16 protein-coding genes are annotated in these 13,943 nt (G+C 41.6%); 14 read left to right on the top strand and 2 right to left on the bottom strand.

Annotation, left to right across the window (positions count from 1 at the left end; genetic code table 11):
• Positions 1–89: 89 nt before the first annotated feature.
• Positions 90–617, bottom strand: coding sequence for a hypothetical protein (locus tag H8S37_RS05910; RefSeq protein WP_186875077.1), 528 nt, complete (start codon positions 615–617; stop codon positions 90–92).
• A 523-nt stretch (positions 618–1,140) separates the two neighbouring features.
• Here H8S37_RS05910 and rhaD point away from each other — a divergent pair.
• The 3 genes from rhaD to H8S37_RS05895 all read left to right on the top strand — a co-directional run bounded on the left by rhaD (position 1,141) and on the right by H8S37_RS05895 (position 4,905).
• Positions 1,141–1,983 carry a rhamnulose-1-phosphate aldolase gene (gene rhaD, locus H8S37_RS05905; protein ID WP_186875076.1) on the top strand — a complete coding sequence of 281 codons (843 nt, stop codon included), beginning with the start codon at positions 1,141–1,143 and terminating at the stop codon, positions 1,981–1,983.
• Between the two features lie 298 nt (positions 1,984–2,281).
• Positions 2,282–3,223 (top strand): L-lactate dehydrogenase, encoded by a 942-nt coding sequence (locus H8S37_RS05900; RefSeq protein ID WP_186875075.1) that lies wholly within the window; start codon positions 2,282–2,284, stop codon positions 3,221–3,223.
• 335 nt (positions 3,224–3,558) lie between these two features.
• Entirely contained in the window at positions 3,559–4,905 is a 1,347-nt protein-coding gene (locus H8S37_RS05895) for an MATE family efflux transporter (RefSeq protein ID WP_186875074.1), read from the top strand.
• 128 nt (positions 4,906–5,033) lie between these two features.
• Here H8S37_RS05895 and H8S37_RS05890 read toward each other — a convergent pair whose 3' ends face one another.
• Positions 5,034–5,405, bottom strand: coding sequence for a metal-dependent transcriptional regulator (locus H8S37_RS05890; protein ID WP_186875784.1), 372 nt, complete (start codon positions 5,403–5,405; stop codon positions 5,034–5,036).
• Positions 5,406–5,713: 308 nt separating this feature from the next.
• Here H8S37_RS05890 and H8S37_RS05885 point away from each other — a divergent pair, with 308 nt between their 5' ends.
• The 11 genes from H8S37_RS05885 (at position 5,714) to H8S37_RS05835 (ending at position 13,934) form a co-directional block, all read left to right on the top strand.
• The gene (locus H8S37_RS05885; RefSeq protein WP_186875073.1) at positions 5,714–5,923 is read left to right on the top strand and encodes a FeoA family protein; all 210 of its coding nucleotides are present in this window, start codon (positions 5,714–5,716) and stop codon (positions 5,921–5,923) included.
• A 59-nt stretch (positions 5,924–5,982) separates the two neighbouring features.
• Positions 5,983–6,201, top strand: a complete 219-nt coding sequence (locus H8S37_RS05880; RefSeq protein ID WP_186875072.1) for a FeoA family protein — start codon at positions 5,983–5,985, stop codon at positions 6,199–6,201.
• 47 nt (positions 6,202–6,248) lie between these two features.
• The gene (feoB, locus tag H8S37_RS05875; protein ID WP_186875071.1) at positions 6,249–8,432 is read left to right on the top strand and encodes a ferrous iron transport protein B; all 2,184 of its coding nucleotides are present in this window, start codon (positions 6,249–6,251) and stop codon (positions 8,430–8,432) included.
• A gap of 68 nt (positions 8,433–8,500) precedes the next feature.
• A complete protein-coding gene (locus H8S37_RS05870) occupies positions 8,501–8,689 on the top strand; it encodes a FeoB-associated Cys-rich membrane protein (RefSeq protein WP_186875070.1) in 189 nt (62 codons plus the stop codon).
• A gap of 1 nt (position 8,690) precedes the next feature.
• Positions 8,691–8,828 (top strand): hypothetical protein, encoded by a 138-nt coding sequence (locus tag H8S37_RS05865; RefSeq protein WP_186875069.1) that lies wholly within the window; start codon positions 8,691–8,693, stop codon positions 8,826–8,828.
• Between the two features lie 11 nt (positions 8,829–8,839).
• Positions 8,840–9,202 carry a heavy-metal-associated domain-containing protein gene (locus H8S37_RS05860; protein WP_186875068.1) on the top strand — a complete coding sequence of 121 codons (363 nt, stop codon included), beginning with the start codon at positions 8,840–8,842 and terminating at the stop codon, positions 9,200–9,202.
• Between the two features lie 29 nt (positions 9,203–9,231).
• Complete coding sequence (locus tag H8S37_RS05855) at positions 9,232–9,651, top strand: Fur family transcriptional regulator (protein ID WP_186875067.1); 420 nt, start codon at positions 9,232–9,234, stop codon at positions 9,649–9,651.
• Between the two features lie 87 nt (positions 9,652–9,738).
• Positions 9,739–10,140, top strand: coding sequence for a YbaN family protein (locus H8S37_RS05850; protein ID WP_186875066.1), 402 nt, complete (start codon positions 9,739–9,741; stop codon positions 10,138–10,140).
• A gap of 15 nt (positions 10,141–10,155) precedes the next feature.
• Complete coding sequence (locus tag H8S37_RS05845) at positions 10,156–10,509, top strand: nitrous oxide-stimulated promoter family protein (protein ID WP_186875065.1); 354 nt, start codon at positions 10,156–10,158, stop codon at positions 10,507–10,509.
• Positions 10,510–10,518: 9 nt separating this feature from the next.
• Positions 10,519–12,255, top strand: a complete 1,737-nt coding sequence (locus H8S37_RS05840) for an ABC transporter ATP-binding protein/permease (RefSeq protein ID WP_186875064.1) — start codon at positions 10,519–10,521, stop codon at positions 12,253–12,255.
• Complete coding sequence (locus tag H8S37_RS05835; RefSeq protein WP_186875063.1) at positions 12,252–13,934, top strand: amino acid ABC transporter ATP-binding/permease protein; 1,683 nt, start codon at positions 12,252–12,254, stop codon at positions 13,932–13,934. Before H8S37_RS05840 ends, H8S37_RS05835 begins: the two co-directional genes overlap by 4 nt.
• Positions 13,935–13,943 lie beyond the last annotated feature (9 nt).

The following is a 13,943-nucleotide window of genomic DNA, read 5'->3' as shown; positions in this document are numbered from 1 at the left end:
TTATAGAAAACGAAATTTGCTATACAATTAAGAAGAGACTGCTGCGGCTTAAACAAGCTGAATGAAGCCCGTTTAAGCCGCAGCGGTCTTTATTCATCATCAACGTCTTTTTTAGATTTTGTTTTTGAAGAGAATCCCAGTTTATCCGGAGATTTCCATATAAATAAGGCGCCAAGCCCTGCTATGATATAGAGCAGGGTGACTAAAATAGCGGAATTATCTTGAAGCGCCCATACAATCAGAACAATAGAAGCTAGAACTGCGATTAGCTCCAGTGTAGAAAAAAAGCGTTTCTCACGACGTTCCTTGTATTGAAGAACGCGCTCTTCATGGTTGTTTTCCAAATAGGAGGTGATATGATCTTCTGTAATTCTGCATGCCACCTGATCAGAAGGCGTAAAAGCATGAAGATTTTCCAGAATCTCCTTGTAAACTGCCTCGTAGACTTCTGGATTTACTTTGGGCTCTTGTATGTCCTTACCGGCTGTGTCGTGGAAAGCTTGCTCGGGAGAGCTGGCAGTTTCGCTCTCTTTTTGCATATTTATATCTTCTGTTATCTGCGGTTTTACTTCTGGACTTTGAGATGTCATTTCATTGGCTTTGTTTTCTTGTTCCATTTTTGTACCTCCTGGCATTTCTATAAGGATTTAGGTGTGAAAAACTACTATATATAAAAACCCTTCTTCTATTTAAAACCTAGCGTCAGTGTACACCGACGTTATATATTTATCATAACAGTTATTTGCAAAAGAGAAAAGAAAAATGTCGAAAATTGAGGGTTCTTTTTTATAAAACTAGTAACAGTTCAGCCCGCGCCATTCGTAAAACCGCACTGCGTGCTTATCGTGGCTGCCGCCACCGTTTTACTCATTGATGGGCGCTTAAGCTCATACAGATGTACGCTCGCAAAAACATGCAGGCATGTTTTATGCTTCCCGCACACTGTATGGATGAACTGTTACTAAAACTATAGTTTCTATATGATTATGTATTGCATTTCACAAAAAATGTGGTACAATTAAAACAACGGAAAACCACATATAATAAAAAGAAAACTAATAAAAACCACATAAATTTGTGTGGTATTTGGTGAAAAGTAATGGAAACAGTGGGATTCAAAGAAAACATAGGAGGTAAAGTATGAAAGTCTTAGAGTGTAAATTTCTCCAGGATTTTGTCAAAATGGCAGAAGATGGATATCAGCAGGGCTGGCATGAAAGAAACGGTGGTAATTTGTCTTACCGCCTGAAAAAGGGTGAAGTAGATGCAATCCGCCAGCGCCTTTCGGAAACTGCATCTTGGCAGCCAATTGGTACTTCTGTACCGGGACTTGCAGGAGAACATTTCCTCGTAACAGGAAGTGGAAAATATTTTCGGAATATTATTGTGGATCCAGAGGCATGTCTGGCGATTATCGAAGTAGATGGAAGTGGAAATAATTATCGCATCCGTTGGGGACTTGCAGAGGGAGGAAATCCGACGAGTGAGCTGCCGACACATTTGATGAACCATGAAATAAAGAAAAAACTTACGGGTGGAAAACACAGAGTAATTTATCATGCACATACGACAAATACGATTGCATTGACATTTGTCCTTCCGCTTAATGATGAAGTATTTACCAGAGAGCTTTGGGAGATGGCGACAGAATGTCCGGTTGTATTTCCGGAAGGTGTCGGCGTCGTAGGCTGGATGGTGCCGGGAGGCCGTGACATTGCAGTGGCGACAAGTAAACTGATGGAGCAGTATAATGCGGTTATATGGGCGCATCATGGTATGTTTTGTTCAGGAGAAGACTTTGATCTGACTTTTGGACTCATGCATACCATTGAAAAGTCTGCGGAAATATTGATCAAAGTAATGTCTATGGTACCACAGAAAAGACAGACGATTGAGCCGGATGATTTCAGAGCTTTGGCGAAGGGATTCAATGTAGAGCTTTCTGAACGTTTCCTGTATGATAAGAGAAGCCTGTCTATTTAGAGAAAAGAATTAAGAAATAGAAAAACTGTCGGACACAGATGCTGGGAGAAAGGAATGCATCTGTGTCTTTTTTTGTATAGGAAACTTTGTTCCCTATACAATAAAACCCTCCAGGTGGATGCATACTGCGCGCAAGTGGAAAATGGCTGCTGACACAGCCGCGCTTCGGCGCGAGAATGTGCAAAGCACATTCTTTTTATGTATAAATGCTTGTAATCTGCGGAAAATACTGTATAATGAAAATATAAATAATTCCTAGTAAAATAGTCGGGATTATCGAAGAAAGGAGGAGCTCTAGATGATTAATATACAAAAGGCAGCAGTAATAGGGTGTGGATTTGTAGGTTCTTCTATTGCATATGCTTTAATGCAGAAAGGAACTTTTTCGGAGATTGTTCTGCTGGATGCGAATCAAAAAAAGGCAGAAGGGGAGGCAATGGACATCAGCCATGGGCTTCCGTTTGCGCATGCAATGGATATTTATGCAGGAGGATATGAAGACATTCGGGATGCATCTGTCATTATTATTACAGCAGGGGCAAATCAGAAGCCTGGAGAAAGCAGGCTGGATTTAGTACAGAAAAATGCAAAGATTATGAAATCTGTGATAGGAGAGATAAAAAGAGTCAAATGTGAAGGAATTCTGTTGGTTGTCTCTAATCCAGTGGATATTCTGACATATGTAGCTTTGAAAGAATCGGGATTCCCGCCGTCTCGGGTAATCGGATCAGGAACTGTTTTGGACACGGCAAGGCTGAAATATATTTTGAGTGAGAAACTGAAAGTAGACAGCCGGAATGTACATGCTTTTATTATCGGAGAGCATGGAGACAGCGAGCTGGCTGCCTGGAGCTGTGCAAACATATATGGGATTCCGCTTCAAGAATTTGCCAGAATGAAAGGATACAAAAGCTTTGCAAAGGAGATGGATGAGATTTATCATGCAGTGCGGGACAGTGCTTATGAGATTATTGAGCGCAAAGGAGCGACTTACTATGGAATCGGAATGGCGGCCGCGAGGATTGCCGAGTCAATTGTACGCGACAGCCACACTGTAGCGCCGGTGTCTGTTTTGCTGAATGGAGAATACGGTCTCTCTGGATTATGCTTAAGTATTCCGGCAATTGTCGGAAATGAAGGAGCAGAGCAGGTGCTGGAGATAGCGTTTAGTGAAGAAGAAAACGAGAAGCTGAAAAAATCTGCCGGAGAATTAAAAACAGTATTAGAGAACATTCGGTAGATAAAAGTATAGCATGCGATATTAAAAAAAGAAATTTCTAGAGGAATTTCTAGAGAAAAAAGGTCTTTACAATTAAAGAAATATCTGATATAGTACAGGTGTTCACTCGGAGGGTGAGTCATTCACAGGAAATGGCAAGCTGGATAAGGTGACAGGCTGAAATGTCTGTTAGTTTATCTGGCTTTTTTATTGTATAGGAATATACAATAAAACCCTCCAAGTGGCTGTACACTGCGCGTAAGCGGAACATGGCTGTTGACACAGCTGCGTTTCGGTATAAAAGGTGTGCAAAGTACATTTTTGTTTATGTTAAAAGACAGAGAAAGGAGCATACAATGGAATTTTTAAAGGAAAATGTGAAAAAACTTTACTTTAAATATTTATCTGCCGCATTTGGAAGCGCTTTAATTACTTCTATTTACGGAGTTGTGGATATGGCAATGGTGGGACAATATCAGGGGCCGGACGGCACTGCTGCCTTGGCGGTCGTTGCACCAGTGTGGAATATTATATATAGTCTTGGATTGCTTATGGGTATAGGTGGTTCTGTCTTGTTTGGTGCTGTCAGGGGGAAACAAAAAGGGGGAACAGAAGACAACGAATATTTTACGGCAGCTCTTATTGGAGCATGTATTCTTGCGGTGGTAAGCTGGATTGCAGTAGCTGTCTTTGACAGACAGATGCTGGTTCTTTTTGGGGCGGAAGAGACATTACTTCCTCTGGCAGAACGGTACTTACTTCCAGTAAAATTTGCTGTGCCGTTTTTCCTGTTTAACCAGATGCTCGCTGCATTTTTAAGAAATGATAATGCGCCGGGACTGGCTACAAAAGCTGTTTTAAGCGGCGGTATATTTAATGTTTTCGGAGACTACTGTTTTGTATTTGTGCTGGATATGGGAATATTTGGGGCAGGTCTTGCAACTGCTGTCGGAGCAGCGATTTCTTTTTTCATCATGCTGACACATTTCTTTGCCAGGACGAATACATTGCGGCTGGTAAGACCGAAACGTCTGATTTATAAACTGCGACAGATTTCTGTAAATGGGTTTGCGACATTTTTTATAGATGTGGCGATGGGGATACTGACGATGCTGTTTAACAGGCAGATTATGAAATATGCAGGCACAGACGCGCTGGCAGTATATGGGATTATTGTAAATATCAGTACATTTGTACAGTGCTGTGCATATAGTGTAGGACAGGCAGCACAGCCAATTATTTCCGTAAATTTCGGCGCAGGAAAATGGGACAGGATTCGGCAGACATTGCGATATGCGCTGCTTTCAGCCGGATTTTTCAGTATAATATGGACAGGCTTATCCCTGGCAGTGCCCAATATGTTTGTACAAATTTTTATGGAGCCGACAGAAAATGTGCTTCAGATCGCGCCTTCGATTATTCGGGCTTATGGAATTTCATTTTTATTGCTTCCCTTGAATATTTTTTCTACGTATTATTTTCAGTCTGTAATGAAACCGAAAATCTCCTTTCTTGTCTCGGTTGCGAGAGGAATGGTGATCAGCAGCTTTTTTATCTATCTTTTGCCGGCTGTGGCAGGGGGAGAGGCACTTTGGTTTGCCATGCCTATTACGGAATTGACTGTAGCCATATTTGTTGTGATATGGATGGTGCGCTGCACTAGGCAGGGAGAAGGAAAAGTTTATTCTATAGAAACAATTTAACAGATGTAGTATATATGTAAAATCAATTATGTGAACGGAAATTAAGAAGACAGGCAGAGTTTTGAACTCTGTCTGTCTTTGAATTGAGAAAGAATTTTTTATTCGATACATTCCTTTTATTTATCTGTTTATTTTGCTTTTTCTTTAATATGGTTTTTGATTGCCTCGAAGCTTTCTGCGCTGATGACATGTTCAATCCGGCAGGCGTCGGCAGCAGCTATACTAGGATCCACTCCGAGTCTCTCAAGCCAGGAAGATAGCAGCGTGTGACGCTCATATATACGGTCGGCAATTTCCTTTCCTGATTCGGTCAGCGTAATATATCCTTCAGGGGATACGATAATATGATTATTCTCCCGGAGCTTTTTCATAGCTACACTGACGCTGGATTTTTTAAATCCAAGTTCTGCCGCGATATCTACAGAACGGACAACAGGGTGTGTGTTGCTTAATATTAAAATAGTTTCCAGATAATTTTCAGCAGATTCATTTACATTCATCATCATAGATACACCTCATTTTTCTATAGTTTATGTACTGTTTGATATAGCGGCAGTGCGGGGGTGTTTACACTACGTCACTTTACATAATAGTTAGTATAACATATCCGGTTTATAACATCAAATATAACAAAATATAAAGTAAAGAATGAAAAAGGTATAAAGAAGTCCTTGACAACTAATTAGTGTTAGTATATACTAACTGTTGAATGAATAGATAAAATGAAAAAGATTATCAATTTTAATCTGAATTTTTTCATTTGTTTCATGGCTGTAACGAATTTTGTAAAGAAAGAAGAGGATGAAGGATGCCGTTGACAATGGCTGGTATTGGAGAATCAAATATCATACGCAGAGTAGGCGGAAATGAGGAGACAAAACGTTTCTTGGAAAACCTGGGATTTATAACCGGCGCGGAGGTTACAGTACTGTCCGCAATCGGAGGAAATGTGATCGTTAATATTAAAGATTCCAGGGTCGCTATTAATGCTGATATGGCGAGGCATATTATGGTCTGAAAAGACGGAAGCTTTGCTGTATATATAAAGTTTTACATCAGGGAAAGGAGATAAAGACAATGACATTAGGAGACGCAGAAGTAGGAAGCACCGTTGTTGTTACAAAAATTGAAGGGGACAGTGCGTACAAGCGCCGTATTATGGACATGGGTATCACGAAAGGTAGCGAGCTCTATATCAGAAAAGTGGCGCCACTTGGCGATCCTGTAGAGATAACTGTAAGAGGATATGAGCTTTCTGTAAGAAAAAATGATGCGCAGTGTGTACAGGTAAAATAGGATTACATAACATAATTCGACAACAGACGTTAAGGAGGTAAAAAGGAATGGCAATTAAGATTGCACTTGCCGGAAATCCAAATTGCGGTAAAACTACTATGTTTAACGCGTTGACTGGAGCAAACCAGTATGTAGGAAACTGGCCGGGAGTTACAGTTGAGAAAAAAGAGGGGAAAGTAAAAAGCAAAAAGGCAAAAGGAGAAGAAGTTGTTGTTACAGATCTTCCGGGGATTTATTCCCTCTCGCCATATACACTGGAGGAAGTGGTAAGCCGTGATTATGTGCTCAATGAGAATCCGGATGTCATCGTGGATCTTGTCGACGCCACAAATATTGAACGCAATCTGTATCTGACAACACAGCTGATCGAAACGGGTGTCCCCGTGGTAATTGCACTGAATATGGCGGATTTGATTGAAAAGAGAGGGATTAAGATTGATACAAAGCGCCTTTCTATGCTGCTTGGCTGTACAATCGTCGAGACGTCCGCTTTGAAACAGACAGGACTTCAGGAGCTGATTGATGAAGCTGTCAAGGTTGCAAAGAAGAAAGAGACAAGGCTTCCGGGAGAAATTTTCTCTAAAGAAATGGAAGCAGCGGTTGAAGATGTAAAAGGGCTCCTTCCGGATTCTATTACCGAGGAGAAGAAGAGATGGTATGCAGTGAAGTTCCTCGAGAACGACAGCAAGGTCGTGGAGGCTGTAAAGCTTTCTGACGTCGCACGATCTACGGTTGCTGACCTGCGAACCAAGATTGAGAAAAACCATGACGACGATATGGAGAGTATCGTAACCGACGAGAGATATAAATACATACAGAAAATTATAACAACAACTGTACAGAAAGGAAAAGAAAAGCTGACCGCATCCGATAAGATTGACCGGATTGTAACAAATCGTATCCTTGGTATTCCAATTTTTATTCTTATAATGTGGGCTGTTTATTACGTATCTGTAACAACTGTAGGTACATTCGTTACAGACTGGACAAACGACGTGTTTGTAGTAACAATTCAGAACGCTGCAGGCGGCTTCCTTGAGCGCATAGGAACAGGTGTAGTTGTACAGGGACTGGTTGTAGACGGTATTATCGGGGGGCTTGGAGCAGTGCTTGGATTCGTTCCTCAAATGGCGATTTTATTCCTGTTTTTGTCTATCCTTGAGGACTGCGGGTATATGGTTCGTATCGCTTTTGTTATGGATCGTGTATTCCGTCATTTTGGACTGTCAGGAAAGAGTTTTATTCCACTGCTCATTTCATCAGGATGCGGAATTCCAGGGATTATGGCTTCCAAGACGATTGAACAGGATAACGACAGACGTCTTACAATTATGACGGCAACGTTTATTCCGTGTGGAGCAAAGCTTCCGGTTATTGCCCTGATGGGCGGCGTGATTGCAGGAGAAGCAGCAGGATACGCAGAGAGTTCTTTCATTGCTCCTCTGATGTACTTTATTGGAATCGTAGCAGTGCTTGTATCTGCAATTATCTTAAAGAAGACAAAACCATTCTCTGGTAAACCGGCTCCGTTCGTAATGGAGCTGCCGCAGTATCATTTTCCACAGGTAAAGACAGTTCTTCTTCATGTTTGGGAAAGACTGAAGGGCTTTATTATCAAAGCCGGAACAATTTTATTCCTTGCATGCGTTGTTATGTGGTTCTTAAGCAGCTATGGATTTGCGGAAGGTGGCTTCGGATTGGTAGAGGATAGCGCGGACAGTCTTCTTGCGGCGATTGGCGGAGTGATCGCACCGATTTTTGCACCGCTTGGATTTGGTTCCTGGGAACCGGTGGCGGCATCGTTGTCTGGCTTTACGGCAAAAGAAGCGATTGTATCTACGATGGGTACTCTGGCAAGTGTACAAGGAGACGTAGAGGATGCAGTGAATGTAGCGTCAGGAGTAGGAGCATGGTTCCCGACAGCTATGGCAGCTTTCTCTTTCCTTTTGTTCAATCTCCTTGACTCTCCTTGTCTGGCAGCGATTGCTACAATGGCGCAGCAGATGCAGTCCAGAAAATGGTTCTGGTTTGCAATTTTGTTCCAGAATGTATTCGCATATGTAGTAGCGCTTTGTGTATATCAGATTGGTTCCTTTGCAGTTGGTGGTGGATTTACAGCCGGCACAGCGGCAGGCTTCTTGCTTGCGATTATTCTTTTGGTATTGCTGTTTAGACCAGATCCATATAAGAATCAGAAAGTATATGCAAAACGTTCTGTACAGAACGTATAAAACAGAGTTTCGGGGAAAGCTGGATACAGAAAAGTGTCCGGCTTTCCCTTTAAAGGAAGGTGTAGAGTATGATCGCAAATATTGTGATTTTGACACTCATAGTTGCTTATTGTATTTTCCTGATATACAGGGGATATAAAAATATAAAGGCAGGAAAGCACATAGGATGTGCGGGTTGTAGCGGCAATTGCGGACAATGTGCGGGCTGCGGCGGGCATTCCAAGAAAATGACAGATTCAAAGGAAAGGCGGCTGTGATATGGGAGATTCAACAGGTTCCATGTTCTACGCTTTTGGAGCTTTCCTTCTGATTTATATTGTGGGTGCCTCTATATATCAAGGGTATCTTTGGCTTAAGAAACGCCATAACCGTAGAAAAAATGATGAAAAAAAATAAGAGGGATTGCAATGGCAGATATAATTGTAGTAATAATTGTAATTATTTTACTTGGGTTTGCGTTCAAGGGCTCAATTATGCATTTTAAGGGAGAAGGTCCCTGTTGTACAGGAGGAACCGGTTCTGGGAAAAAAGCAAAAGAAAAAACTCTGGACGGACCTGTAATAGGCAGAAAAACGATTAAAATATCCGGTATGCACTGTGAGAATTGTGTAAACAGTGTGACGAAAGCGATTAATAACGTCGAAGGAGCATCGGCGAAGGTAAGCTTAAATGACGGCAGTGCAGTTGTATCTTATGATCGTGAGGTAAGCGAGATGGATTTAAAGCATGCTGTCGAGGACGCTGGATTTAATGTAATAAGTATATCGTAACGGCTGACAGAGGTGGGACGGAGGTTACCATGAGCAAGAAAGAACAAATCATTGAACGGCTGAAGGAAAACGGATGCAGGATTACAAAGCAGCGTCTCATGTTAATCGATATTATTCTGGAAAATGAGTGTTCCAGCTGCAAGGAAATATATTATAAAGCGTCTAAAATGGATGAGCGTATTGGCGTTGCGACTGTCTATCGAATGATAAACGCCCTTGAAGAGGTCGGGGCAATCAGCAGAAAGAATATGTATAAAGTGAATTGTTCTGAGAACTGTAATTTTGAACATGCCTGTAAGATCGTATTGGATGATGAAACAAGTTTTCAGTTGTCGTCGGGCAGTCTAAATAAGGTGATTCAGGAGGGACTGAAGCGGTGTGGATATGTGAAAGATCAGAAAGTGACATCTATTAAGGTTCATTCTGAAAATGAAAAGTTGAAATGTTGACAAAAAGCGCTTACTGAGAGTATTCCCGATAAGCGCTTTTTGTCTGTAAAAGTCAATTGGCATTAGAAAGAAGAAAAAGAGGTGGCTATGAAAAAAATAGTAAATGGATTTTTTATTGGATTGGGATTTTTCTTTGTCGGACTTGGGACAGTTGGAATTGTTCTTCCTGTGCTGCCGGCAACTCCATTTTTAGTGTTGGCAACGATTTGTTTCGCAAAAGGCTCTAAAAAGTTTCATACATGGTTTTTACAGACAGGGCTGTATAAAAAGTATGTGGAGCCGGCTGTACACAAGAAAGAAATGTCGAAGAACGCAAAAAGAAAGACATTGTATACACTATGTCTGATTTTTTTAATCAGCTTTTTAGTTGTTCCGATATGGTATGTTAAGGGAATCATTTTTTTAGTCGCCCTTTTTCATATTTATTATTTTACATTTAAAATTCGTACAGCTAAGACAGAGGAAAAGAAGCTGGAAATGGCAGAATAACAGGCAGGTGCAAAAATGGACAAAAATAATAGGATTGAAAAAAAGCGCAGGCAGGAAATTGAAATGCTGGACTGCATGATACGAATCTACTGTAGAGGAAACCATGGCACGAAGGAGAAACTTTGCGAGGACTGTCAGGCACTTCGTGAGTATGCGGTGACAAGAACGCAGAAGTGCCCGTTTATGGAGATAAAAACCTTCTGCAGTGCATGCAAGGTACATTGCTATTCTACACAGATGCAGCAGAGAGTAAAGGCAGTTATGCGGTATGCAGGGCCGCGGATGTTATTTGTGCATCCGGTAATGGCTTTGAAGCATGTGAAGGTGACTTTGGCAGAGAAGAAAAAGAACAGCAGAAAAGGAATGTAAAAGAAGGATATGATTAAGAAAAGACTGGTGGGATTATTGTCCCATGCGAAAAAGTATATTATATATAATGTCATCTGGCAGTGGATTGCACTGTTTTCCCAGATTGCCGCAGTATTTACGATTGCAAGTATGGCAGAACGCGCTTTGCGTGAGAGCATAAAGGCGGAGAACATCAGGAATACAGTGCTTATTTTGGCGGTAGTTATAGTTATACGGTTTGTATGTGAGAAAATGGCGGCGAAGGCTTCCTATCAGGCAAGCGCAGATGTAAAACGGATTCTGCGGGAAAAAATTTATGAAAAGCTTTTGAAACTGGGTGTTTCTTATAAAGAAAAGGTGCCCACCTCTGAAATCGTGCAGGTAAGCACAGAGGGAGTAGAACAGTTAGAAACATATTTCGGAAAATATTTGCCGCAATTATTTTACAGCCTTTTGGCACCGGTTACACTGTTTGTAGTATTAGCCCCTGTCAGTTTGAAAAGTAGTGCAGTACTTTTAGTATGTGTGCCTTTGATTCCGGTTTCTATTGTAGCAGTACAGAAATTTGCCCAAAAACTGCTGCATAAGTACTGGGGAATCTATACTGGGCTGGGAGATAGTTTTCTTGAGAACCTGCAGGGATTGACAACACTGAAAATCTACCAGGCGGATAAAAGGAAAGCGGAAGAGATGGATGTGGAGGCGCAGCGGTTCCGCAAGATTACGATGAAAGTACTTACTATGCAGCTAAACTCTACAAGCGTGATGGATATTGTGGCATATGGAGGAGCAGCCGTAGGAATGATTACAGCAGTATGGGAATTTCTCCATGGAAAGCTGGACTTGTCAGGAACACTGTGCGTCATTCTTTTAGCATCCGAATTTTTTATTCCTCTGCGGCTTCTCGGCTCTTTCTTCCATATTGCAATGAATGGAATGGCGGCAAGTGATAAAATTTTTCGGATTTTGGATATGGAGGAGCCGGCGGAAGGAACAGAAGAGCTGGAGGATAAAGAGCTTGGAATAGAATTGGAAGAAGTTTATTTTTCCTATGAGGAAGGAACAGACCTGCTAAAAGATATTACACTTACAATTCCGGCAGGTTCCTTTATATCACTTGCAGGAGAATCTGGATGTGGAAAGAGTACGATAGCAGGGCTTATTACCGGAAAAAATAAAGGATTTGCAGGAAAAATAAAAATCGGCGGAAAGGAATTGGCTTCTGTGAAGGAAGCGTCTCTTTTAAGCAGAGTTACTTTGGTGCGCCATAACAGCCATCTGTTTAAAGGCACTGTGGCAGAGAATTTAAAAATGGCAAAAGCAGATGCTTCGAAGGAGGAAATGGAAGAGGCTTTAAGAAAGGTGAATCTTTTAGAATTCTTAAATACCAGACAGGGGCTTGATACGCCATTGCAGGAACGGGCGGCAAATCTCTCCGGTGGACAAAGGCAGAGGCTTTCGATAGCCAGAGCGCTTCTGAAGGATACCCCTGTTTATATATTTGATGAAGCAACCTCAAACATCGATGCGGAAAGTGAAGACATGATTATGAATGTGATCCATGAACTGGCAAAGACAAAGACTGTACTTCTAATATCGCACAGACTTTATAATGTGACAGGATCAGACCGTATCTATATGCTTTCTGGTGGAAAAATAGCAGAGAGTGGAACTTTCCAGGAGTTAATGGAAAAACAGGGGATCTTTGCAAAACTTTATGAAAACCAGAGAAAACTAGAGGAATATAAAAAGGAGGTGCAGGCATGAAGAAGGAAAGAAAAAGAAGAAGCGGGATGAAAATCATGCTGGACTTAATTGGGCTTGTAAAACCGCTTCTTCATATTATGACTGCGGCAGTTCTCCTTGGGACTTTAGGCTATCTCTGTGCGATATTTCTCACCATACTGGCAGGAAAGGCAGTGCTTGAAGGAGTGTATGCAGGGCAGAATGTCAGGCATATTTTCATTCTGATGGCGGTTGCTGCAATCTTAAGGGGACTTCTTCACTATGCGGAGCAGTACTGCAATCATTTTATTGCTTTTAAACTGCTCGCTATCATTCGCCATAAGGTGTTTGCTGCACTTCGAAAGCTCTGTCCGGCAAAACTAGAAGGAAGAGACAGAGGGAACTTGATTTCAATAATTACAACGGATATAGAACTTTTGGAAGTGTTTTATGCGCATACGATCTCTCCAATTGTGATCGCTGTTTTGACTTCCCTGGTTATGCTTCTGTTTATTGGACGGCAAAGTCTTATTGCCGCTGGACTTGCATTTATTGCATATGTTATCGTAGGAGGCTTGATTCCGTTTTGGAATGGAAGACGGGGCGGAGAGAAAGGAATGGAATTTCGTTCAGAATTTGGAAAACTGAATAGCTTTGTTCTGGATTCCCTGCGTGGGCTGGATGAGACGATCCAGTATGGACAAGGAAAGAATCAAAAAGAGGAGATAACCAGGAGATCGTTAAAACTGGCGCAAATGCAGGGAAAATTAAGCAAAATGGAAGGGACGCAGAGATCCTTTACTAATTTGGTGATTTTGTTGTTTTCCTTTGGGATGTTTTTCCTGACGTTGTTTCTTTATAATGCAGGAAGTATGAAATTTGACGGGGTGTTGATTTGTACTCTGGCAATGATGGGGTCTTTTGGTCCGGTTGTGGCTCTTTCCAGTTTGTCCAATAATCTAAATCAGACGTTGGCAAGCGGAGAGCGTGTACTTTCTATTCTGGAGGAAAATCCAGAAGTGGAGGAGGTTCCAGATGAAAAAGACAGGCAGGCGGGATTAAAAGTACCTTTTACAGGAGCAAAAGCAGAGCATGTAGATTTTGCCTATGAGGACGAATGGATTCTAAAGGATTATAATTTCTCTGTAAAGCCAGGGGAAATTATTGGAATTCATGGGGCAAGCGGTTCAGGAAAATCTACTTTGCTAAAGCTTCTGATGCGGTTCTGGGATGTCAAAAAAGGAGAGATTAAAATATCGGGAAGAGATGTAAGAAAGATCCCTACGACGTATCTTCGGGATACAGAGAGCTATGTGACGCAGGAAACACACCTTTTCCATGATTCGATTGCCAATAATATTGAGATTGGAAAACCAGGAGCATCAAGGAAAGAGATCATAGAAGCAGCGAAAAAGGCTTCTATCCATGAGTTTATTATGACGCTTCCCAAAGGGTATGACACAGAAGTCGGAGAGTTAGGGGATACACTTTCTGGAGGGGAAAGGCAGAGAATCGGAATAGCCAGGGCATTTTTGCATAATGCGCCCTTCCTTCTGCTCGATGAGCCTACGAGTAATCTGGATTCTCTCAATGAAGGCGTAATATTAAAATCTCTGGAGGAAGCAAGAAAGAATAAAACCGTCCTCTTAGTTTCCCACAGAAAATCTACAATGAATCTGGCAGACAGAGTATTTGAGATGGATAATGGAAGGATTTCATAAGTGAGAAAC

It is taken from the genome of Mediterraneibacter hominis (genome assembly GCF_014287475.1).
Classification (GTDB): Bacteria; Bacillota; Clostridia; order Lachnospirales; family Lachnospiraceae; genus Mediterraneibacter; species Mediterraneibacter hominis.
The sequence above is the reverse complement of the archived record's forward strand: the minus strand, read 5'-3'. Positions and strand labels throughout refer to the sequence as shown.

Bases quoted from the DNA above. Each gene is read 5' to 3' on its own strand.
- H8S37_RS05910 (WP_186875077.1), bottom strand. From the start codon at position 617: ATGGAACAAGAAAACAAAGCCAATGAAATGACATCTCAAAGTCCAGAA.
- rhaD (WP_186875076.1), top strand. From the start codon at position 1,141: ATGAAAGTCTTAGAGTGTAAATTTCTCCAGGATTTTGTCAAAATGGCA.
- H8S37_RS05900 (WP_186875075.1), top strand. From the start codon at position 2,282: ATGATTAATATACAAAAGGCAGCAGTAATAGGGTGTGGATTTGTAGGT.
- H8S37_RS05895 (WP_186875074.1), top strand. From the start codon at position 3,559: ATGGAATTTTTAAAGGAAAATGTGAAAAAACTTTACTTTAAATATTTA.
- H8S37_RS05890 (WP_186875784.1), bottom strand. From the start codon at position 5,405: ATGAATGTAAATGAATCTGCTGAAAATTATCTGGAAACTATTTTAATA.
- H8S37_RS05885 (WP_186875073.1), top strand. From the start codon at position 5,714: ATGCCGTTGACAATGGCTGGTATTGGAGAATCAAATATCATACGCAGA.
- H8S37_RS05880 (WP_186875072.1), top strand. From the start codon at position 5,983: ATGACATTAGGAGACGCAGAAGTAGGAAGCACCGTTGTTGTTACAAAA.
- feoB (WP_186875071.1), top strand. From the start codon at position 6,249: ATGGCAATTAAGATTGCACTTGCCGGAAATCCAAATTGCGGTAAAACT.
- H8S37_RS05870 (WP_186875070.1), top strand. From the start codon at position 8,501: ATGATCGCAAATATTGTGATTTTGACACTCATAGTTGCTTATTGTATT.
- H8S37_RS05865 (WP_186875069.1), top strand. From the start codon at position 8,691: ATGGGAGATTCAACAGGTTCCATGTTCTACGCTTTTGGAGCTTTCCTT.
- H8S37_RS05860 (WP_186875068.1), top strand. From the start codon at position 8,840: ATGGCAGATATAATTGTAGTAATAATTGTAATTATTTTACTTGGGTTT.
- H8S37_RS05855 (WP_186875067.1), top strand. From the start codon at position 9,232: ATGAGCAAGAAAGAACAAATCATTGAACGGCTGAAGGAAAACGGATGC.
- H8S37_RS05850 (WP_186875066.1), top strand. From the start codon at position 9,739: ATGAAAAAAATAGTAAATGGATTTTTTATTGGATTGGGATTTTTCTTT.
- H8S37_RS05845 (WP_186875065.1), top strand. From the start codon at position 10,156: ATGGACAAAAATAATAGGATTGAAAAAAAGCGCAGGCAGGAAATTGAA.
- H8S37_RS05840 (WP_186875064.1), top strand. From the start codon at position 10,519: ATGATTAAGAAAAGACTGGTGGGATTATTGTCCCATGCGAAAAAGTAT.
- H8S37_RS05835 (WP_186875063.1), top strand. From the start codon at position 12,252: ATGAAGAAGGAAAGAAAAAGAAGAAGCGGGATGAAAATCATGCTGGAC.